The sequence below is a fragment of the Falsiruegeria litorea R37 genome (assembly GCF_900172225.1).
In the GTDB taxonomy this organism is placed as follows: domain Bacteria; phylum Pseudomonadota; class Alphaproteobacteria; order Rhodobacterales; family Rhodobacteraceae; genus Falsiruegeria; species Falsiruegeria litorea.
The window spans coordinates 268,639-289,019 of the sequence record NZ_FWFO01000003.1 but is presented as its reverse complement, the minus strand read 5'-3'; the positions used below and the strand labels follow the sequence as shown (position 1 = coordinate 289,019).

Genomic DNA, 20,381 nt, shown 5'->3' with positions numbered 1-20,381 from the left:
GCTCAGTTCTCTTGTAGCGGCGGGTTGAAATAGCCCAGAAACGTCGTCAGTCCCGTGATACTGCCAATGACCTGCATGTCGCCAGCGATAAGCACTTTGGCTGGGTTCCGGCGTTGGACGGCGATGGCCCGGAACACGTCTGTTGTGGTGGTCAAGCGACCCACATTATCGTCGGCCAGCCCGTCCTCCAGATAGGCTACGCCGCGATTGATGCGGATGGTGTAATCTTGCGCATCAGTGAACTCGAACCCGTACGACAGGCTTTTGTCCTGAACCGCAGAGGCGTCCACATTGGTCGTCAGGATGCCAAGAAAGCGATCAATGGGAATGCCGTTTAACATGCGGTCAGGTGTCGCCGAAATCGAAGCAACTGGCATCGTGAAGCCGTCTGCCTCGGCCGCGCTGGTCAGAAAGTAGTTGCGCACGGATGACGCTGTTTCACGCGCCGCCAGTTCGCGTAGGGCTGTGGCGCGTAATTCAGCGGCTCTATCGTCTCCAAGGCGCTGCAGCTGAGTGCCCAAGATTAGTGCCCAGGACGCGTCTCCTTTGGCAAGCGATGCCTGCCCTGCCGCCAACAGCGCGTCGTTGCCACCCGCGAGTTCGGCCATCAGTCGCGCGTGTTGATCTGGAGACGGCGGACGCAAATCGACAGGATCACCCGAGAACCACCCGAGCGTACCTGAAAACACTGCGCGCGCTGCGAAATCGACCCGACCATACAGTTCCTTCAGGTAAGGCGCGTTCGCCAGATGCGGCGGCAGTTCGATCTGTTCGGCGATTTCGTCAGGGGTTAGGCCGGCGTTGATCATACGGATCGTCTCGTCATAGACAAATTGGATTGCATCACGGTAATCCGTCAGTCGTTTGTGGATCTCTGCTGCGCCCAGAACGGGTTGAGAGTGCTGCGGGATCATCGTCTCGGCGTTCAACTTCGACATTATGTCCAAGCTTTGCGCCCATTTTCGGGGGTCACGATAAGGCGTGCCGCGTACAGTATAGATGTTGGGAAACGCATGGTAATAGTTGTCTGCAGGCAAGAGCAGAGACCGATCCGGCAGGTAGACAGCGAGTTGATCATCCGTTTCGCCCGGGGCGTGGATCAGAACCACTTTTTCGCCCGCCATCGTGACTTCGGCATAATCCCCGACTGTGTCCGTGGGCGGAACAAAGTCGAAGCCGTCGGAATGAGTACTGAGCAGGCGGGGGCCAATACCGTTGTTCTCGAAATTCTCGTTCGGCAGATATGTCCCAAACATCCGCATGGCGCGCTTGAAGGTTATCGGTGACAGGATGCCCACCACCTCGTTCACGCGGGCCTGCGTCTGTTCCTGGGCCCAAATGCGGGGCTTATTGTCTTGATCTGCCAACAGCACGCCTGCGCCAAAGGCGTGATCGGCGTGGTTGTGAGTATAGATCACGTCTGTGATCTGCTTGCCTGTTGATTGGCGCAGTTCGTTCAGCCAGGGGACAAGACCTTGGGCTGCGCGGATCGATTCCAGGGTATCGACTAGGATCAACCCATCGGGGGCGTCAATGACAATGACATTTGCCAATCCATATCCAATGGCCACGTGGGCTCCTGGAACGGGCTCTTCGATCCGTTTCTCGAAAAGCTTTGTATGCGCCTTCACGTCTGGAAGCGCGACAGTACGGGTGACGGTGGCAAACGTTGTCTCAGACGCAGTGCTTGACCGATTTTCATCGCTTGTGAGCCAGATGTATCCCCCCAATCCGATCAATATCACAATTGTTGCTGTGGCAGTGGCTGCACCTGCTAGAAAAGCTCGCATGAAAAGGGTCCTTTCATCATCACGTCAGCGGGCCACAGCGCCCCAGTGGATTAAGTGCATCCGATTGGCCACGACTGTTTGGGTCAGGCGCCAACCTGCGGATCAGAGCAACGCCCGTTTCGTCGCTCAAGCGGACAACGGGCATGTTTGAGTTGGCAGGTGTCGACTGATCCTTGGTCGCGACGATCACACCGTGCATGGCCCCGTCTCCTCGCAGCGTAGATGCATGAACATTTCGTGTGTCGTGGTCAAAGATCGACAACGATCCGTAGCCAGACCAGGTGGCCGCGGACACCAAGAGGGGGCCATCTGAAAGATCTAGCAGGCATATCGTATAGGCCAGATCGGGGGACGCGCGCACGACAGGCTGGTTATCGGGCGTGATCGGTTCGGACGGTAGCCATTGATTGAAGGTACTGCCGTCCCCGCGCAGCAGGGCAATGGCCTTGTCCATGATGAATGTGGGCAGGTTGAACAAGACATACAGATGCACGGCGATTGCGGCGATGAGCGTGGTGGTCAAAAACAGCAGGTTCTTCGACATCATGCGTCGCCCCTACAGGTCAGCCTTTGCACCTTTGGCGGTGCCAAATGGGACGTTGGGGCGTCCAGAAACACCGGCTCTGGTTCGTAAATTCGCAGGGTCAGGTCAAACAATCCTGCATGTTTGCTCGAAACCCAGTTTTGGCCGGGGTCGGACGGTTTGGTCCCCGCAATGTCAAAGCTCCAGTTTTCAGCCCCTTCAACATCTGTTGCATCAAATGACAGGTGCATGCCCTCATTCAACGGCAGATATCCATCGGCGTCGTAAAGCGTCACGGACCACCAGAAACCGGGCATTGCACCTCCACTCACTCGATAGGTGCAGGCGTCAGCCAAAGGGTTGCCGTCGCTGTCGGTGTCGGCAATGAAATATACGGCTTCGGTTTTTCGGAGCGCCAGAAGACCGTAACGGGCGACCCAAGCGCGTAAGTATGGGTCCGATGCATCGGACCCGATGGTCCAATCGCTTTCCCAACCTTCGATTTGGACAGGTTTCGCACGCGTGATCGGCCCCGATATCAAACCGGCACCGATCAGGGCGCTCACGCCCCCGATAAAGCCGCCAACAAGAATGCCAGCGACAACAATCAGACTTCTCCCCATGGGTACAGGGAACCCTACAGAAAGGTGGTCTGTAAATCCTGCCGTGGCGGAAGGTGTGGGTTTGCATATTAGTCGATTAAAAAACTCAGGATTGACTTATATAAGTGATTTTGTCAGTTAAATGCAGGCACCTCGCCCCCAAAATCCTTGCGAAGGGCGTCTGGTAAAATTCAAACAAGGAAACACACCGATGAAATCCATTTTCTTCGCGGCGACTGCGCTTGGCCTGTCTATGGGCACCGCCGCTCTGGCCGCGGACAAGACTGACGTATTGATCAATTATGCCAACATCGCCGAAGCCAAGTATCAAGATAGCCTGTTCACCGCGCAGCGTTTGCAGGCCGCAGTGAATGAGTTGATCACCAACCCCTCTGCCGAAAATTTGCAAGCCGCCAAAGACGCATGGTTGGCGGCCCGTGTGCCCTATCAGCAGACCGAGGTTTATCGCTTTGGCAATGCAATTGTTGATGAGTGGGAGGGTAAGGTGAATGCTTGGCCGCTGGACGAGGGTTTGATCGATTATGTCGATGCCAGCTATGGTGGTCCATCGGACGAAAACGAGTATGCAGCGCTGAACATCGTGGCGAACCCGGCATTCACCCTTTCGGGTGAAACGGTGGATGCGGCCCAGATCACGCCGGAATTGCTGTCTGAAACCTTGCACGAGGCAGATGGAATCGAAGCGAACGTCGCGACCGGATATCACGCCATCGAGTTTCTGCTGTGGGGGCAGGATCTGAATGGCCATGGGGCTGGAGCGGGCGGTCGGTCCTGGACCGATTATGCCAAGGGTGATGATTGCACGGGCGGTAACTGTGATCGCCGTGGGGGCTACCTTGAGGCGGCGACCGACCTGCTTGTCAGCGACCTGGAATGGATGGCCGCGCAGTGGGCAGATGGCGGCGCGGCACGTGATGCAGTTCTGGAAGACGAAAACGCAGGTATCGTGACCATTGTGACAGGCATGGGCAGCCTGTCTTATGGCGAACAAGCGGGTGAACGGATGCGCCTTGGTCTGATGCTGAACGACCCCGAAGAAGAGCACGATTGCTTCTCGGACAACACGCACAACAGCCATTACTACGATGGCTTGGGTGTGCAAAACGTTTACCTGGGTGAATACGTCCGTGTGAACGGCGAGCTGGTTTCAGGGGCTGCATTGGCTGATCTGGTAGCTGCTGCAGACGCGGATCTGGATGCTGAAATGCGCACCAAACTGGCCACCACGATGATGGCCTTGGGGCGGATCAAATCGGCAGCGGAAAGTGGCTTTGCTTATGACCAGATGTTGGAACGTGGCAATGCGGCCGGTGAGGCCCTGATCATGGGCGGGGTTGATGGTCTGGTCGATCAGACGCGCAGCATTCAGCGTATCGTTGCGTCCCTCAAGCTCGACAATATCGACTTTGAAGGATCGGACTCATTGGACAACCCAGACGCGGTTTTCCACTAAATACATCTAAACAGAACGGATAGGCGGCGCCTTGGGGCGCCGCTAATTTTGAGCATCGCTTATTGTGGGAGAAGCGAAGCGCCGAAAGGTGTTCAGGTCTTCTTTCCGTCATCAATCAGCCACGTGGGTGATTTGGAGCGGTGCCGACCAAGCGCCGATTTTCGCAGCGTTTCCAGTTCAAGTTTTCTGATCCACCGCATCCGCAAGGTCCAGCAGGATTTGCTCTCTCCGCTCCGCCCACTCAATCTGGGATGTGCCTTCAACGGTTTGCAAAAGACGGGTCAATTCCACTTTCCCCAATACGGCCGCTGTGCCTGCCAGTTTGTGGGCAGTTTGCCGGATTTCAGCAGATGGTTCCTTGGCTGTGGCCAGGTGTTGAGCCAACTCGGAAACCTGGGTTCCCAAGTCTTGCGCATGGCGCATATAGACCTTGTGCCCGAACCTTTCGATAAAATCTAACCTGGCGTTGTTCTCTTCCCCAGATTCGTCTTGTGGAGCGTCTTGAATCAAGATGCCTTTCAGTGCGGTTTTGAGGTGAAGGGGATCGACTGGTTTTACAAGAAGGTCTGAAAAATCGGCCTGCATAATCGTGTCATGATCTTGTTTGGCGGCATGTGCGGTCACAGCAATTGCCGGGCAACGGTTCCATTGGGTGTCTTGTAACCGGATCTGATCCAACGTTTCTGTGCCATCGATGCCCGGCATGCTGATATCCAGCAACAAGATGTCAAATGGATGCTGCGCGACCAGGTCGATCGCCTCATACCCGTCAGCTGCCTGCATCACGACAAACTGCATGTCTTGCAGCATGTCTACCAGAATCATGCGGTTGATCTCGTTGTCGTCAACAACGAGCGCTCGCAGTCCCGGTGGCAAAGACGTTATCGCGGTCGAGAGCTTTGGTGTGTCGGGATCGTGCCCGGTATCCAGGTCTTCCAGGGGAATGCGCAGGGTGAACAGGCTTCCCTCTCCCAGGACACTGTCAACTTCGATTTCGCCCCTCATCGCTTCGACCAGCCGCTTTGTGATCGCCAAACCCAACCCTGTGCCAGTGTTCTCGCGTGCAAATGCGGTGTCGATTGTAACGAACTCTTCAAAAATCCTGGGTAAATTTTGGGGCGCGATGCCCACGCCTGTGTCCGAGACACGGATCTCATACCGGTCATCAGGCAATTTTTCGATCTCTACTATCACGGTTCCGTCGGTCGTGAACTTGATAGCGTTACCCACCAAATTGACCAAACACTGCTGGAGCGAGGTTTTGTGCCCTCGAACCAGGCGTGGAAGACCCGACAGGGCATTGACGTGCAAAACACAGTTGCGGGCCTGTGCATTGGCGCGAAGGCTGTCGGCAACGTCATCGATGACGTCTTGCAGATTGAACGAACTTTGTTCGGGCAAGGAGTTCTCGGCCGTCAGGCTGGACAGATGTAAAACGTCATTGACATGAGACAACAGCAAATCACCAGAGACCGCGATGGAATTCAAATGTCGCTTTTGCCGATCAGTCAGGTTGTCCTGATCAATCAAGGACAGTGACCCTAAGATGCCATTCAACGGGGTGCGCATCTCGTGGCTCATGACGGTCAACAGATCAGATTTCGCCTTTTCGCTTTCCTGGGCCTTGTCACGCGCCGTGCGCAGATCTTCTTCGGCTTTCAACTCTTGTGTAATGTCGCGCAAGAACGAGACAAAAACCCGCTCACCTTCTGTTTCTGCCAACGAAATGGAAAGTTCGACGGGGAAGATCTCGCCGGATTTTCGCAGCCCTTCCAGCCGAAGGCGGCCTGCGCCAATGACCTTCTGTTCGTTTGTGGCCAAGAATCTCTGCATACCTTTTCGATGCATGTCGCGCATGTGCTCTGGAACAATCAAATCGGCCATATCGCCGCCGATCGCCTCTTTGCGGGAATAGCCGAACACACTTTCGGCTGAACCATTGAATTCGATAATTTGACCCTTGGTGTTGACCACCAATACAGCATCCAGGGAAGAGTTCACTGCAGCTTCGAAGCGCGACCGCATCACTGCGTTCTCATGAGAATACCGCTCACCCGTCCGAAAGAGCTTGAGCAGGACAAACGCTGTAACGGCCAAAGCAAGAATAAGGACCAAAATTGCAGCGGCCAGCCGGATCAGTGTTTGTGAAAGCTTGTCTCGGCGCATGGCTTCGTTTTGGGCATAATGTTCGACCCCACCCAAAGCCAAATTGCGGATGAGCGGGCTAAGTTCGATCATGTCGCTGCGAATGTCAGCCAGAGCAAAGCGCAAAGCATTATCGGGCCCGTCGACCACAGGGGTGTTCATTTCAAGAAAGCTGTTGGCTGCACGCAAGGCAGCTTGAACGTCTTGTCTCTCTCTGAGTGAGTGAAACAGCCTGCCTTGCGACAGGTTCGATAACCGACTGTAAAAGATGTCATATCGCTTTCGGAAACTGGCCAAATCGGTGTCCGGATCCTGCATCACCTCAAGCGTAACGTTCTGCAATTTCAGCAGCTCAACCTCTAACTGAGAGATATTCCAGCTGATATCGTCGTTTTGAGCGGTGGACAGCGCATCGAGGTCAGAGACCACAGCCCGACCGAGCACGACAACAAAAACGCCGCTGATCATCAGAAGCGCGGCGATGACTGCAAGGCGCCAACCGCTGATGCTCTGAGGTTTCACCGCCCTATCTATTGCTGTCCTGCCTTATTCCTGTGCGACAACCTTAATCCGGTCGAGCTGCCAAATGCTGCGTGAGTAGTATTCTTCTGACTTATAAGTTTCGTTTTCATCAAAGGGGTAGATGATCCACAATGGCCCCCGATCACGTACCGACATTTCGCTGCCATTCAGGCTATAGGCGACGACCGGTCCGTCCTCGATGGCGTCCGTGGTTGGAATTTTAACCGCATAATCGTTTAAGGCAACGGCCTGAATCGTTCCTTTGGCTGCACCGACATGTTCCAGAAGGATGGCCAGTGAAACGCCTGTGAACGACTGCTCTCCTTCGGTCCAGATGGTGGTCGTCTTCACTGTGGTCGCAGGTAGGGCGCGCAGTGCATCCATATCAAACGTCCAATCTTGGGATTGCTCCGCGCGGGTCACGTCCCCTGAAACGGTCAACACGACCTCACCTGCCGAGGCGACCTTTGCCAAGTGCAGTAAAAGGAACAGTGCAACGATTTTCGTAAATGATGTCATGACCAACCACCCTTTGATGCGAATTAGGACGCCTGATTATTACACTCGGATTGGTCGAAACTCAGAGCGGGCATCGGATCAGGAATCTATCCTTTAGTATAGTTCACATGACCGTTGTGGTGCGCTGTTTACACTGAATGATGTCAGGAACGTGTGAATTTTCGTGTCACGTTCAAAACAGGGTGAGGGCATCTGATCAGATGTCGCAACAGATTTGTTAGGGAAGGCAAGCATAGAATGGAATCCATCAGTGGCCCAACAATAGCTGGCTCAACCTATCCGAGCGCGCTACAACAAGGTCAGCTCGTTAAACCAAGGTCTTTGTTTGCCATGCGTATTCTTCTTGCCGACGACCATGAAATGGTTCGTGATACTATCTCAGCATATCTGGAATCCGAAGGGCGCGCTGCTGTTGTGACTGAGCCCGACTACGTCAGCGCAATGAAGACGTTGTCAGCCAAAGGCCCTTTTGATCTGGTGCTTTTGGATTTCAACATGCCCGGGATGAATGGGCTGGATGGCTTGACCGAGGCGGTCGCGCGTTTCCCCGACCAGGCGTTTGCTATCCTAAGCGGAACCGCGCCCAACCGGGTTGCGCCGCAGGCCGTGGAAAGCGGCGCGATTGGTTTCATTCCCAAAACCATGGGGGCAAAATCTCTGGTCAATGCGGTGCGGTTTATGGTGGCGGGTGAAACATATGTTCCTGCCAGTGTCATGGTCGACCAGGGCGAGATGGCAGAGACCGAATTCACCAAGCAGCTGAGCCTGCGAGAGCGTCAAGTTCTGAGCGGGTTGTGCCGTGGACGATCCAATAAGGAAATTGCCCGGGAGCTCGACCTGCAAGAGGTTACGATCAAGCTGCACGTTCGAACCTTGTGCAAGAAACTAAATGCCAAGAACCGAACGCAGGCAGCGTTGATCGCGAAAGACGCGGGGTTTGAGGCCGAATAGCTGGGCCGCTGAATTCTGGGCTTTCCATTGGACGTCAAAACCTGAACAGTTGCGGCGCGGGCAATTCGCTCGCGACCCATTTTTTGCAACTGATGGACCCAGATGACCGACACGCACACCACGCATGACGCATTGGAAGATCCGCGCAACGCGGACATCAAGATTTATGTGAACGGGGATCTCGTACATCGTGATGACGCCAAGGTCTCGGTTTATGACTCGGGCTTTATGCTGGGCGACGGCATGTGGGAGGGTTTGCGCCTTTATGATGGTCAATGGGCCTTTTTCGAAGAGCACATGGACCGTTTTTTCAATTCCTGCAAATCGGTTAGTCTGGATGTCGGGATGGACGAAGCAGCCATCCTGGAGGCGCTTAGTGCCACAGCTGCCGCCAATGGGATGACAACCGACGTGCACTGCCGGTTGATGCTGACGCGCGGCGTCAAGGTGAAGCCGTTCCAGCATCCTTCATTGTCTCAATCGGGGCCGACGCTGGTGATCATCATGGAGCATTCCAAGCCGGTGAACAGTCTGCAAAGCGCAGGCATTCGTCTGGCTACCGTGCCTCAGGTGCGCGGACTGCCAATGAGCCAGGATGCCAAATACAACAGCCACTCCAAACTCAACTGTGTGATCGCCTGCTTGCAGGCAGAACAGGCCGGGGCCGACGAAGGGCTGATGTTGGATCCGCATGGTTTCGTGAACACCACCAATGCCTGCAACTTCTTCATTGTACGGCGGGGAGAGGTTTGGACTTCGACAGGTGACTATTGCATGAACGGAGTGACGCGGCAGAAAGTAATAGACCTGTGTAAGGCGGATGGCATTCCGGTTCTGGAAAAGAACTACTCGCTCTACGAGGCCTATGGCGCGGACGAGGCATTTCTGACTGGTACCTTTGGAGCGCAAACACCGGTGGCCATGATCGATGGAAAGCCCATCGGCACCTCAGATCGTCCGATCATGACGCGAATTCAGACGCTCTATAAACGCGCGATCGCTGACTATGTTGCGGCAAAGTCCGGGTAGTCTTCGCATTTTGAACGAGATGTTCCCGAATTTGCACGAACATGCCCAGTAGATGATGATATGTAATGACCCTACGCCATCGAGTTGAGTAGGGTCCACATGTCACGCGCCAACAAACTCATCCTATTTGTAACTGACAACCACGCCCGCGACTTTCTCGGCGCGGCTGGACATCCGATCGTACAAACGCCGAACCTGGATCGTTTGGCCGCACGCGGGGTTCGTTTTGAAAACGCTTATGCAGCGACAACACTATGTTGTCCTTCGCGCGCGGCCATGGCGACTGGACGGTATCCTCATCAAACGGGGTATTGGGACAATGCCACGATGTATGATGGCCGCATCAAAACCTGGCATCATTATCTGCGCGATGCGCAAGTACCCGTCACCGCGATCGGAAAGCTTCACTATAGATCGGCCGAGGATGACAACGGTTTCGCCGAAGAAATCCACACGATGCATGTGGTGGATGGCATCGGCTCGCCTCTGACTTTGCTGCGGGCGACCGAAGATGGCGTGCCAAGCCGGTCCGGACATAAAGCCATCTACGGCAATTCGGGTCCCGGCGAGACAGACTATCAAACCTATGATCACCAAATCACCGAGCGCGCCATTGATTGGTTGCGTGAAAAGGCCAACACGCCCGAACCTTGGGTTCTGATCGTTTCTTACCCCAGCCCCCACCCGCCGTTTCGTGCAGTCCAGAAGATCAGGGAGCAGTATGCGCCCGCCGACATGCCCCTGCCGCCGACTTGGGATGCAGAAGATCAGTATGATCACCCTGCGATGGCCTATCTGGCTTGGATGAACCAACTGTCAGACGGGTTGGACGAGAGTTTTTTGCGAACCGCCTATGCGGGGTATTGTGCGCTTATTACGCATACCGACGCCGAAATCGGCAAGGTGATGGATGCGGCCGAAGATCTGGGCCTGAACGGGTCGACGCATATGATCTATACCTCGGACCATGGCGAAGCGATCGGAGCACATGGTATTCTGGGCAAAGCGAACCTTTATGAACATTCCGCCGGCGTGCCCCTCATCATGGCTGGGCCTGATGTACCGCAAGGGCGGGCCGTAGGGGATTGTGTCAGCCATGTGGACCTGTGTCCGACCATGCTGGAGCTCTACGACATTCCCACTGAAGATGAAGATTTGGCCGGGTGCTCGTTGCTGCAGGTCATCGACGGTCGGATCGAGCCGCGCCCCGGATTTTCTGAGTACCATGCCATGGGCAGCGTAAACTCGAGCTTCATGATCCGTTTCGGAAATTGGAAACTGATTTACCATGTCGACATGCGAAATCAGCTGTTCGATCTGGACGCGGACCCGTGGGAAGCTCAGGATCTGTTGGCTGCTGGCCAAAGTCATCCCAAAGAGGTCGAACTTGTTTCTTTGTTGAAAGGGTTCATCGACCCTGAGGAAACGGATGCGCGCAGCAAGGCTGATCAACGTGCTCGGATCGAGGATTTGGGCGGGCTCGAGGTTGTTCGAAATGCAGGTTCGATTGCGGCTTCACCAATTCCCGGAAAAGAGGTCAAGCTCGAGAAGATCTAGGGCCAGAACCCTAAAGGCACAGACCTCAGATAAAATGCGATGACTGGCGCCTTCGGCGCGGTTTTATCCATACCTCGCGATCTATGGGGCTTAGCGCTGCCCCTCGCGCAGCCAGCCACCGATCAGCAGGGCTGAAGCCAGAAGCAGAACCAGCCACGCCGGCAGCAACGGACTTTGCGTTACATCGCGGGTTTCGTAAGCGCCGCGCGGGGTCAGACCAAGCCAGCCGCGACCGGCGGCGGGGCGGCCTTCGCGGACGCTGCGGACCGATGGGATACCCTCTTCGACCCGGAAGACTCCACCGCGCAGGGGCTGAATCAGGGGCTCGAACAGTTCGGCACTGGCAATGGTCTGCTCGAATTCGCGCGGTGCAGCGGGGCCAAGTCCCACAACCGCTTCGCGGGTGCCTTCGACCAGACGATAGAGACCGACCTCGGGGCCGTAGTAGGTGGTTTCAAATCGTCCGGGGGAGACTTCGGTCAATCCCAGGTCAAGGCTTTCACCGTCAGGTCGGGTGACGGTGACCGGGCCGACGTCCTCGGATAGGGTGCGGCGGATGATTGTCATGGTCTGACCCTTGGTTTCGGCAAAAAGCGCCTCTTCCTCAAGCTCGGGTTCCTTCATCATCCAATGCGCCAGCCGCCGCAGCAGTTCCAATTGCGGCCCGCCACCTTCATAACCGCGGCTCCATAGCCAGGCATGGTCCGAGGCCAACAAGGCAACGCGACCCTCTCCGACGCGGTCAAGGACCAGCAGGGGGCGCTCGTCAATGCCGGTCATCACCGTATGGCCCGAGCGAGGTTCGACGTCGATCTGACGCAGCCAGGACCCCCAGACTTCGGTGCTTTCAAGATCGGTCGTCACCGGGTGCCGCTGCCCCAGGTCGGTGACTTTGGGCAAATAGCGGTCCTCAATCACGCGCGCCGTCGGCTCGGCAGGCAGAATCGGGGCAAGCGGCGAGCGGTAGATGCTGTCAGCGGTGGCAAAATCGGGTCCTGCGGCGACCAGAACCGCACCACCGTCCGCGACATAGTTGGTGACATTGTCCAGATAGATCGCGGGCAGAATGCCGCGCCGCTTGTAGCGGTCAAAGATGATCAGGTCGAAATCATCGATCTTTTCCAGAAACAACTCGCGCGTGGGAAAGGCGATCAGCGACAGTTCATCGACCGGCACACCGTCCTGTTTTTCGGGTGGGCGCAGGATGGTGAAATGCACCAGATCAACCGAGCTGTCGGATTTCAGCAGGTTGCGCCAGGTGCGTCCGCCGGGGTGCGGCTCGCCCGATACCAGCAAGACGCGCAACCGATCGCGTACACCGTTCATCTGGATGAGCGCGCTGTTGTTGCGGTCGGTTAGCTCTCCGTCCGCGAGGGGAACCGAGAACTGGATCACGTTGCGCCCACCATGAGGTAGGGTCACGGGCAGTTCGAAATCCTGACCGATGGGAACATCGACGATCAGGGGCTCGGCCCCGTCGACCGAGATGCTAAGGGGGACAAACGGCGACTGTACCGGCACTGAGCCGCTGTCTTCGATGCGCACGGTCAGAGTGATCGGCTCGTCTATGATGCCGAAAGCCGGGGCGTTGCGGACAATCAGCCTGCGGTCCCAATCCGACGCGCGCCCGGTTAACAGAACGTGCATAGGGGCGGGCAGGTTGGGGGCGCGGTCGATGTCGTGGGTGCGCCCGTCCGTCAGGGCAAGGATACCGGCGACCCGTGCGCGTGGCTCTTCGGCCAGAACATCCGCCAATGTCTGCATCAGCTGCGTCCCGGCATCTCCGTCGCCATCCGGCACGGTGATCCGGCGCAGCTCGGTTTTGTCGCGGCGCTCGATGGCGGCGGCAAGAGTATCAGCGGCCTCAGCGGTTTGCTGGGCGCGGTCCGACAGGCCCTGGCTGGCGCTTTCGTCTTCGAGCATCACGACGATGTCCGTCAGGGGTGCGCGATCTTCGATCTGGTAGACCGGGCCTGACAATGCCGCCAGCAGCACAAGCGCCGCCAACCCGCGCAAGGCCCAGCCGGACAACCCACGCCAGAGCGCCAAGACAACGCCTGCCAAGGACAGTGCCCCAACCCCGATCAAAATCGGCCAGGGGATCATTGGATCAAACAATATGGTTCCGGTCATTGGCCCAACCTATCGAGCAGCGCAGGCACGTGGACCTGGTCGGATTTGTAGTTCCCGGTCAAAACATGCATCACAAGGTTCACCCCAAAGCGATAGGCCAGTTCACGCTGACGCTCTCCGGCATAGCCGCGCCCAACGGGGAGCAGAGTGCGCCCGTCCGGGTCTGTGGCCCAGGCTCCGGCCCAATCGTTGCCGCCGATCACAACCGGTGTCACCCCGTCGTTGAGGTTGCGGAACGGCATCCCCTCGATCTGTTCAGCGTCGGGTGGCGCGGCTTCGACCCAAACTTGGGTGTTCTTATGGCGACCGGGGAAATCCTGTAGCAGGTAGAAGGTGCGCGTCAGGACATGATCGCGCGGGATCGGTTCGAGCGGCGGGATATCCAGCGGCTTGGCCAGCTGTTGCAATTTGCGCCCATTGGGGCTGGAGGCGCCAAAACCTGCGATGTCAGCGTCGCGGGTGTCGAACAGGATCATTCCACCCGAGCGCAGATAGGCGTTCAGCTTGGCATAGGCCACGTCCGAGGGGAGGGGTTGATCCGGTGTGACCGGCCAATATAGGAGCGGAAAGAACGCCAGCTCGTCGCGTTCCAGGTCGATACCGATCGGGTTCGCCGGTTCGATCGAGGTGCGGAAAAACAGCGTATCCGACAGCCCTCGCAGCCCGGCATTTGCGATGCGGTCCAACCCCGTGTCGCCTGTCAACACATGGGCCAGCACCAGCTCATTGGTGGACGACAAGGCAAAATCCGTCTCTTCTGCTGATTGTGCAGGCAGATCAGTGGGCAGCATCAACAGCGCCAGCACCGGGGCCACGGCCCGGCCAAAACCCAGGCGACCCGAGAGCATCAACGAGGCGATGACGTCAATAACCAGAAGCAGCAGAGCAAAGCTCAGCAACAGGCCCGAGAGATCCCGCTCAGGTTCAACCGCAAGACCACGCACGGGGACCGACGCGGGCCAGGTGGCGGCGCTTAGCTGTGTGTCATCTGAGATCACGTTCATCGCGAGGCTGCGTTTTTCGTTGGTGTAGATGCCGGGGCGCAGGTCCGGCCCGATGGTGTTTTGGGCAAGATCTTTGCCAGGGATACCGGGCAGGTTTCCTGCATCTGCCAAAGCGCCAAACCCATCCATGACGCGGGTCGGGATCCAGGTGGTGCCTTCAAGGTTCACCGCCTCACGAATCTTAGCCGCACTCGACACCGCAAGCCGGTCCAACATTTCGACAAACAGGCCAGACAGTGGCAGGTTGGACCATTCGGCGTTGGCGGTGACATGGAACAGAACAATCTGCCCCAGTCCCAGCGTTTTGCGCGTGACCAAAGGCGTGCCATCGTTGAGAGAGGCGATCACGCGGTCAGCCAACGTCGGGTCCGGTTGGGCCATCACTTGCGTTGTCACCGTCACCTCGGCAGGCACGCGCAGCCCAAAGAAGGGAGAGGTTTCGTCAAAAGGCGCCAGCGTCTTGGCCTCGCCCCAACTCATGGCGCCACCGACAGAGCGGCCACCGCCGCGCAGGCGCACAGGCATCAGGGTGTTTTCCTCGGCGCGGGCCAGATCGCTTGCGGCCAGTCGGGGACCAGCAAAGCGCAGCAGCAAACCGCCCTTCTCGACCCAAGCGGTCAGTTCCGCCTCTTCCAGATCGGACAATGTGGCGATATCCGCCAAGATGACTACATCGGGGTTTGCGGGCAGCACCTCGAGCAGGGTGCCGTCGATGAACTCGGCCGTGGGGACGACAACTTGTGTCAAATAATGCTTGCCTGACAGCAGAGCCAACCCCTCGCGGCTTTGTCGGCCGGCAAAAACTGCCACTTCGTGTCGCCGCAAGCTGTCATCTGCAAGGGTCACAGCACCGGCGGATCGCTGGCCTTCGATCTCGAACCGGGTGATCCGCGCGCGCAGTTCGGAGGGCAGCGACAGATCGGTGGTGGCTTGGTCGTCGCCGGGCGCAAATTGCGCCGTGACACGTGCGAGAACGCGCATCGTACCTGCGGGATCACGCCCTTGGGCCAGAATGGTTACCTCGCGAGGGTCATCAACTTGGGTGCGCTGGGTTGTCAGGCGGACAACGCCGTCTTCGAATTTTGCGGGACGCAAGCCAAAGGTGGGTTGGATGGATTGATAAACAGTGACCTCGCTCCGAGATCCAAGCAAATCCAGGGCCGCGTCTCGGCCAGGGTAATCCAACCCGTCGCTGATCCAGAGGGTGTCGAACCTTCCATCCACCTTGTCCAAAATGTCAGCGACGCGGTTCGACTGCGTTTCCGAGGGCTGCCATGGTTCCGGTCGCAATCCCGGTAACCGACTGCGCCATGCGGCGGCAGATTGGAACACCACCGGCTCGGGGTCGCTCAGGCGCAGGATCGCAACCTGCCGGCCAGCGCGGCCTGCTTCGGCCAGTTGAACGCTCAAAAGTTCGGTTTGGTCGGCCCAATGTGAGGCCCCGGCCCAGGTGGCATCCATCACCACCAAGAGCGGACCAGATCCGGCCTCATCCCGCGAAGGGTTGAGCACGGGGCCAGCCAACCCAATGATAACCGCCGCCACGGCCAACATGCGCAAAAGCAGCAGCCACCATGGCGTGCGGTCTGAAACGGTTTCGTCGTCCCGGATGCCCAACAGCAGCGTGACGGCAGGAAACAACCGCCTGATTGGCGCAGGCGGCACCGCCCTCAGTAAAAGCCACAGGATGGGCAAGGCCAAAAGCCCCAGCAGCAGCCAAGGTGCCGTAAACCCGATGCCAGCCAATACGGTCATCGACGTCCCCCATCCAAAGCTCGATAGAGCCACAGCAGCGCCGATTGCGCGCTGTCATTTGTGTGGTGCAGACCCAGTTGCCAGCCGGTCACATGGCACAGTTCTTGCAGCTTGGCCTTGCGCTCGGCCAAGCGTTCCAGATAGCGGCCCCGCAACTCTCCTGCCTTGAGCGTCTCGTGGCGGACAGTGCCGCCGACGCTTTCGAAAATCGTGCGACCTTGATAGGGGAACAGTTCTTCGCTGGGGTCGAGCACTTGCAACAATACGCCGCGCACGCCTCGGTCTGCGGCCTTGGTCAGGGCTGTTTCCACCTCAGACAGATCGCCCAGAAAGTCCGAGACAAAAACCGCGCGGGCATAGGGAACCATCGCGCGGTGCTCGGGCGGTTCATAGTCGGCGTCGGCATCCTGCGTCCAAGCCTCGGCCAGGCGGATGATCTGCGCGTTGCCGCGCCGGGGCGGCAAGCGGGTTCCAGTCAGGCCAACACGTTCCCCGCCGCGTACCAGCAGGATGGCAATCGCCAGCGCCAGCAGCCGGGCGCGTTCTTGTTTCTGCGGCACGCTCTTGTCGGATGCAAACCGCATCGACGCGCCCTGATCAACCCAGAGCATCACTGATTGCGCAATCTGCCATTCCCGTTCGCGGACGAACTGCTGATCCCCACGCGCCGAGCGGCGGTGGTCGATCAGCCGCCGACTGTCGCCATGCTGCGCGGGACGGTATTGCCAGAAATCATCGCCCAACCCCGCGCGGCGTCGTCCGTGATCACCCAGCAGAACGGTGCCCGCCAGCTGCTCGGCAAAGGCCAGCAACGGGGGCAACCGGGACGCCTCGGTCTCGGATCTTTCGCGTAGGGTGAGCGCCGGGGTCACGCGGCCGCCTCGGCCGAGCCCAGGCTGGCCGCTGTGGTTTCGATCAGGTCAGCCAAGCTGTCCCCACGCGCACGGGCGGCAAAGTTCAGGGCCATCCGGTGGCTGAGCACGGGGCGCGCCATGTCGATGACATCCTCGGCGTTCGGTGCAAGACGCCCTTGCAACAAGGCCCGCGCCCGTACGGTCATCATCAAGGCTTGCGCTGCACGTGGTCCGGGACCCCAGGCCACGGTTTCAGCCACGCGCTCGGAGACACCCGGCTCTTCGGGACGGAAGGCGCGGACCAGATCCAGGATCATCTCGACCACCGACTCGCCCACTGGCATCCGGCGCAGCAGGGTTTGCGCGTCCAGCAGTTCCTGGTGGGTAAAGACCTGATTGGACTCGTCCTCTTCAACCCCGGTGGTGGCCATCAGAATGTCGCGCTCGGTCGCGCGGTCGGGATAGTTCACGTCGATCTGCACCAGAAAGCGGTCAAGCTGTGCCTCGGGCAGGGGATAGGTGCCTTCCTGCTCGATGGGGTTCTGTGTCGCCAGAACATGGAACGGCGCGCCAAGGCTGCGATCCTCGCCCGCGACGGTCACGGTCTTTTCCTGCATCGCTTGCAGCAGCGCCGATTGGGTTCGGGGACTGGCCCGGTTGATCTCATCCGCCATCAGCAACTGACAGAACACAGGCCCCGACACAAAGCGGAAATGGCGCGAGCCATCTTCGGCGGTGTCCAAAACCTCGGACCCCAGAATGTCAGCGGGCATCAGGTCAGGAGTGAACTGAATGCGGTTGCCGTCCAACCCCATGACCGTTGACAGGGTTTCCACCAGCCGTGTCTTGCCCAGACCCGGCAGACCGATCAGCAGAGCATGCCCGCCGCACAGCAGCGCCGTCAGTGTCAGGTCGACCACACGCTCCTGTCCGATGAACCGGCGGGTGATCGAGGTCTTGGCCTCTTTCAGCTTGGTTTCCAGGCGTTCAATCTCGGCGACCAGATCGGCGGGTTCAGACATGGTTTTCCTCTCGATGAACCTATATGAGTCTAAGTGTATCGCGTTGACTGGAAATGGCAAAAACAATGAGCGGACAAAAAGTCGTGACGCCCTCGGCAGATCACATCGCACAGGCGATAAAATCGACCAAAGACAGCGGATTGCCGCCGGTTCACCTGTGGAACCCGCCCTTTTGTGGCGATTTGGACATCCAGATCCTGCGCGATGGCACCTGGATCCACGAAGGGCGCCCCATTAACCGCCCCAAGATGGTGCAGCTTTTTTCGTCGATCCTGAAGCGTGAGGACGACAAGTTCTTTCTGGTCACCCCGGTCGAGAAGGTGGGAATCACGGTCGAGGATGCGCCCTTTGTCGCCCTCGACGTCGACAGCACGGGGGAGGGTTCAGATCTGGTACTGACGTTCACCACGCATGTCGGGGATCAGGTCGTTGCGGGCGCGGATAATCCGATCCGCCTGGCCGAGGGTGCCGAGCCCACGCCCTATGTCTTGGTGCGCGCCGGGCTTGAGGCGCGGATTGACCGCAAGAGCTTTTACCGGATGGTTGAACTAGGCGTTCACCACGATGGTTGGTTTGGGGTCTGGTCTGCAGGCGCCTTCTTTGGCCTGATGCCCTCGGCGCAAGTCGAGGGTTAGCTTCGAGACTGCAGTTGTGAGGCGACCACGCCCAGGCCCACGATGGCTGCGCCTATCGCTTGGGTCCAGTTCCAGGCCGAACCTAACAGCACCATGATCACCATCACGTAGAAGGGGGCAGTGTTGATGTGGAACGTGGCGACAGCCACGCCCAGCTTGTCCACTGCGCCGATGAACATGATCTGGCTCACTGACATGGCGACAATGGCATAGATCGCCAGCATGCCGATCTGTTCCATGTCGATGGCCACGCGGGGGGCGACTTCGAACCCCAACACCGCTGATCCCGCCAGCAATGTCGAAACCATGACCAAAGCGCCAGTGAAGGTGATGGTCGACCGCCCCACAGTCCCCAGATCGGGAAAGGCCTGCACGGTTTTCATGCTCGCCCAGGTGAACAGCGTCGTGGCCAGGATCGCACACATCGCGCCCAAGCCCAGTTGCACGGGGGCCAGTCCACTGGTCGCAATAATGCCGCCGATGATCGAGGCAATGACACCAAAGGCAAACTGCTTGTTCAGTCGGCGGGTCTTGGCCCGCACCTCCAGAATGGCACCGATCAAGGGGGCGCAAGAGGCCACCAAGGCGACGGTTACCGGATCGGTGAAGGCCTGTGCGACCAGCAACAGATAGGTGCCCAGACCAAACCCAAAGCCGCCGATCACCAAGGCGCGCGGCCAGTTTGCGCTCAGGATCTTGCTCGGCCCTTCGACCAACAGCCACAGGGGGAAGAGAACGGACAACGCCATGATCAGCCGGGCCGTGATGATCGTCAGCGACGGCCAGGTCTGGAGCAACACCTCGGCCGCAGGAAAGCCCGCAGCCCATGTCATCATGGCCGCCATGCCCAGCATGTTTCCCGAAGCAATGTTCTGCCGCGCGGAACCGGCGACGGGCGCAGGTATCCGGGCGGGATCTGGGCTATAGGCCATCCCGATGTGTCCTGTTCGAATGTGGGTCAAGCGCCTGATTCGGCGTTGTTCTTCGGGTGTCGCCGGAATCCGCCCTGCTATCTGGCCGGTTTTCGACAATGTGTCGTTTTCAGAGGCTTGGCGGGATATGGATCGACAGTTTATGCCTGTCATTGAACATTATGAGGTTCCAATGCCCAAGTTTGCCGCCAACATCTCTCTGCTCTTTGCCGAGTTACCCTATCTTGATCGCTTTCAAGCGGCGGCAGAGGCCGGTTTTGAGGCGGTCGAGATTCTCTTTCCTTATGAGATTGCAGCCCGTGATACGCGCCGGGCGCTGGTGGCAAACGGGCTAGAGCTGGTGCTGATCAATGCGCCGCCGCCGAACTACACGGGCGGGCAGCCGGGATTTGCGGCTGTGCCAGGGGAAGAGGCGCGATTTCAACGGGATATCACCCGCGTGATGCGCTATGTTGAACAGCTGCGCCCGGGGATCGTGCACATCATGGCGGGGTATGAACAGGGCGCACAGGCACAAGAGACCTTTGTGCGAAACCTGCAATGGGCGGCAGATCATGCGCCAAAACAGCAGTTCACCATCGAGCCGCTCAACCCCGTTGCTCAGCCTGACTATTTCCTGAACGATTATGATCTCGCTGCCGAGGTGTTGGATCAGGTGGCGCGCCCGAATGTGGGCCTGCAATATGACACCTATCACGCAGAGGTGATCCACGGTGATGCGCTTGACGTGTGGGAGCGCTTTCACTCGCGCGCGGTTCATGTCCAGATCGGCGCCGCGCCGGACCGGTCTGAACCGGGGCGTGGCACGATGGACTTTCCGGCTCTGTTTCAGGCGTTTGATGATGCCGGGTACAGCGGTTGGGTCAGTGCGGAATACAAACCGTCAAAGCCCCGGACCGTAGACACGTTGGGGTGGCGACCCAGCGACTAGAAA

16 protein-coding genes are annotated in these 20,381 nt (G+C 58.2%); 6 read left to right on the top strand and 10 right to left on the bottom strand.

Going from position 1 to position 20,381, the window contains the following annotated elements; all coding sequences use genetic code 11:
* Positions 1–2: 2 nt before the first annotated feature.
* From TRL7639_RS17700 to TRL7639_RS17690, 3 genes are all read right to left on the bottom strand, one after another.
* Positions 3–1,631 carry an alkyl sulfatase dimerization domain-containing protein gene (locus TRL7639_RS17700; RefSeq protein WP_165759841.1) on the bottom strand — a complete coding sequence of 543 codons (1,629 nt, stop codon included), beginning with the start codon at positions 1,629–1,631 and terminating at the stop codon, positions 3–5.
* Between the two features lie 178 nt (positions 1,632–1,809).
* Positions 1,810–2,334 carry a DUF1254 domain-containing protein gene (locus TRL7639_RS17695; RefSeq protein ID WP_207559691.1) on the bottom strand — a complete coding sequence of 175 codons (525 nt, stop codon included), beginning with the start codon at positions 2,332–2,334 and terminating at the stop codon, positions 1,810–1,812.
* On the bottom strand, positions 2,334–2,936 hold the full coding sequence (locus TRL7639_RS17690) for a DUF1214 domain-containing protein (protein WP_085797194.1): 603 nt from the start codon (positions 2,934–2,936) through the stop codon (positions 2,334–2,336). Before TRL7639_RS17690 ends, TRL7639_RS17695 begins: the two co-directional genes overlap by 1 nt.
* A 190-nt stretch (positions 2,937–3,126) precedes the next feature.
* Between TRL7639_RS17690 and TRL7639_RS17685 the strand changes: the two genes are divergently transcribed.
* Complete coding sequence (locus tag TRL7639_RS17685) at positions 3,127–4,389, top strand: imelysin family protein (RefSeq protein ID WP_085797193.1); 1,263 nt, start codon at positions 3,127–3,129, stop codon at positions 4,387–4,389.
* A gap of 177 nt (positions 4,390–4,566) precedes the next feature.
* On the opposite strand, the gene TRL7639_RS17680 is transcribed toward TRL7639_RS17685, so the two are convergent.
* Complete coding sequence (locus TRL7639_RS17680) at positions 4,567–7,056, bottom strand: hybrid sensor histidine kinase/response regulator (protein ID WP_085797192.1); 2,490 nt, start codon at positions 7,054–7,056, stop codon at positions 4,567–4,569.
* A 24-nt stretch (positions 7,057–7,080) separates the two neighbouring features.
* Complete coding sequence (locus TRL7639_RS17675; RefSeq protein ID WP_085797191.1) at positions 7,081–7,575, bottom strand: putative pterin-binding protein; 495 nt, start codon at positions 7,573–7,575, stop codon at positions 7,081–7,083.
* 330 nt (positions 7,576–7,905) lie between these two features.
* Here TRL7639_RS17675 and TRL7639_RS17670 point away from each other — a divergent pair, with 330 nt between their 5' ends.
* From TRL7639_RS17670 to TRL7639_RS17660, 3 genes are all read left to right on the top strand, one after another.
* A complete protein-coding gene (locus TRL7639_RS17670; protein WP_085797190.1) occupies positions 7,906–8,526 on the top strand; it encodes a response regulator transcription factor in 621 nt (206 codons plus the stop codon).
* Between the two features lie 102 nt (positions 8,527–8,628).
* Positions 8,629–9,555 (top strand): aminotransferase class IV, encoded by a 927-nt coding sequence (locus TRL7639_RS17665; protein WP_085797189.1) that lies wholly within the window; start codon positions 8,629–8,631, stop codon positions 9,553–9,555.
* A 99-nt stretch (positions 9,556–9,654) separates the two neighbouring features.
* Positions 9,655–11,112 (top strand): sulfatase family protein, encoded by a 1,458-nt coding sequence (locus TRL7639_RS17660; RefSeq protein WP_085797188.1) that lies wholly within the window; start codon positions 9,655–9,657, stop codon positions 11,110–11,112.
* 90 nt (positions 11,113–11,202) lie between these two features.
* On the opposite strand, the gene TRL7639_RS17655 is transcribed toward TRL7639_RS17660, so the two are convergent.
* Genes TRL7639_RS17655 through TRL7639_RS17640 form a run of 4 tightly spaced genes read right to left on the bottom strand, consistent with a single transcriptional unit; the run spans position 11,203 to position 17,880 of the window.
* On the bottom strand, positions 11,203–13,245 hold the full coding sequence (locus tag TRL7639_RS17655; RefSeq protein ID WP_085797187.1) for a DUF7408 domain-containing protein: 2,043 nt from the start codon (positions 13,243–13,245) through the stop codon (positions 11,203–11,205).
* Complete coding sequence (locus tag TRL7639_RS17650) at positions 13,242–16,004, bottom strand: DUF4159 domain-containing protein (RefSeq protein WP_085797186.1); 2,763 nt, start codon at positions 16,002–16,004, stop codon at positions 13,242–13,244. Before TRL7639_RS17650 ends, TRL7639_RS17655 begins: the two co-directional genes overlap by 4 nt.
* Positions 16,001–16,876 (bottom strand): DUF58 domain-containing protein, encoded by an 876-nt coding sequence (locus tag TRL7639_RS17645; protein WP_085797185.1) that lies wholly within the window; start codon positions 16,874–16,876, stop codon positions 16,001–16,003. Before TRL7639_RS17645 ends, TRL7639_RS17650 begins: the two co-directional genes overlap by 4 nt.
* Positions 16,873–17,880 carry an AAA family ATPase gene (locus TRL7639_RS17640; RefSeq protein ID WP_085797184.1) on the bottom strand — a complete coding sequence of 336 codons (1,008 nt, stop codon included), beginning with the start codon at positions 17,878–17,880 and terminating at the stop codon, positions 16,873–16,875. The genes TRL7639_RS17645 and TRL7639_RS17640 overlap by 4 nt, the downstream gene beginning before the upstream one ends.
* A 65-nt stretch (positions 17,881–17,945) precedes the next feature.
* Between TRL7639_RS17640 and TRL7639_RS17635 the strand changes: the two genes are divergently transcribed.
* Positions 17,946–18,515, top strand: coding sequence for a DUF1285 domain-containing protein (locus tag TRL7639_RS17635; protein WP_235820445.1), 570 nt, complete (start codon positions 17,946–17,948; stop codon positions 18,513–18,515).
* Here the strand turns inward: TRL7639_RS17635 and TRL7639_RS17630 are convergent.
* A complete protein-coding gene (locus TRL7639_RS17630; protein ID WP_235820443.1) occupies positions 18,512–19,447 on the bottom strand; it encodes a DMT family transporter in 936 nt (311 codons plus the stop codon). The genes TRL7639_RS17635 and TRL7639_RS17630 overlap by 4 nt on opposite strands.
* A gap of 172 nt (positions 19,448–19,619) precedes the next feature.
* On the opposite strand from TRL7639_RS17630, the gene TRL7639_RS17625 reads away from it, so the two are divergent.
* Entirely contained in the window at positions 19,620–20,378 is a 759-nt protein-coding gene (locus TRL7639_RS17625; RefSeq protein ID WP_085797281.1) for a hydroxypyruvate isomerase family protein, read from the top strand.
* Positions 20,379–20,381 lie beyond the last annotated feature (3 nt).

Excerpts from the sequence above, each read along its gene's own strand:
- TRL7639_RS17695 (WP_207559691.1), bottom strand. The coding sequence starts at position 2,334 with ATGTCGAAGAACCTGCTGTTTTTGACCACCACGCTCATCGCCGCAATC.
- TRL7639_RS17690 (WP_085797194.1), bottom strand. The coding sequence starts at position 2,936 with ATGGGGAGAAGTCTGATTGTTGTCGCTGGCATTCTTGTTGGCGGCTTT.
- TRL7639_RS17685 (WP_085797193.1), top strand. The coding sequence starts at position 3,127 with ATGAAATCCATTTTCTTCGCGGCGACTGCGCTTGGCCTGTCTATGGGC.
- TRL7639_RS17675 (WP_085797191.1), bottom strand. The coding sequence starts at position 7,575 with ATGACATCATTTACGAAAATCGTTGCACTGTTCCTTTTACTGCACTTG.
- TRL7639_RS17670 (WP_085797190.1), top strand. The coding sequence starts at position 7,906 with ATGCGTATTCTTCTTGCCGACGACCATGAAATGGTTCGTGATACTATC.
- TRL7639_RS17665 (WP_085797189.1), top strand. The coding sequence starts at position 8,629 with ATGACCGACACGCACACCACGCATGACGCATTGGAAGATCCGCGCAAC.
- TRL7639_RS17660 (WP_085797188.1), top strand. The coding sequence starts at position 9,655 with ATGTCACGCGCCAACAAACTCATCCTATTTGTAACTGACAACCACGCC.
- TRL7639_RS17655 (WP_085797187.1), bottom strand. The coding sequence starts at position 13,245 with ATGACCGGAACCATATTGTTTGATCCAATGATCCCCTGGCCGATTTTG.
- TRL7639_RS17650 (WP_085797186.1), bottom strand. The coding sequence starts at position 16,004 with ATGACCGTATTGGCTGGCATCGGGTTTACGGCACCTTGGCTGCTGCTG.
- TRL7639_RS17640 (WP_085797184.1), bottom strand. The coding sequence starts at position 17,880 with ATGTCTGAACCCGCCGATCTGGTCGCCGAGATTGAACGCCTGGAAACC.
- TRL7639_RS17635 (WP_235820445.1), top strand. The coding sequence starts at position 17,946 with ATGAGCGGACAAAAAGTCGTGACGCCCTCGGCAGATCACATCGCACAG.
- TRL7639_RS17630 (WP_235820443.1), bottom strand. The coding sequence starts at position 19,447 with ATGGCCTATAGCCCAGATCCCGCCCGGATACCTGCGCCCGTCGCCGGT.
- TRL7639_RS17625 (WP_085797281.1), top strand. The coding sequence starts at position 19,620 with ATGCCCAAGTTTGCCGCCAACATCTCTCTGCTCTTTGCCGAGTTACCC.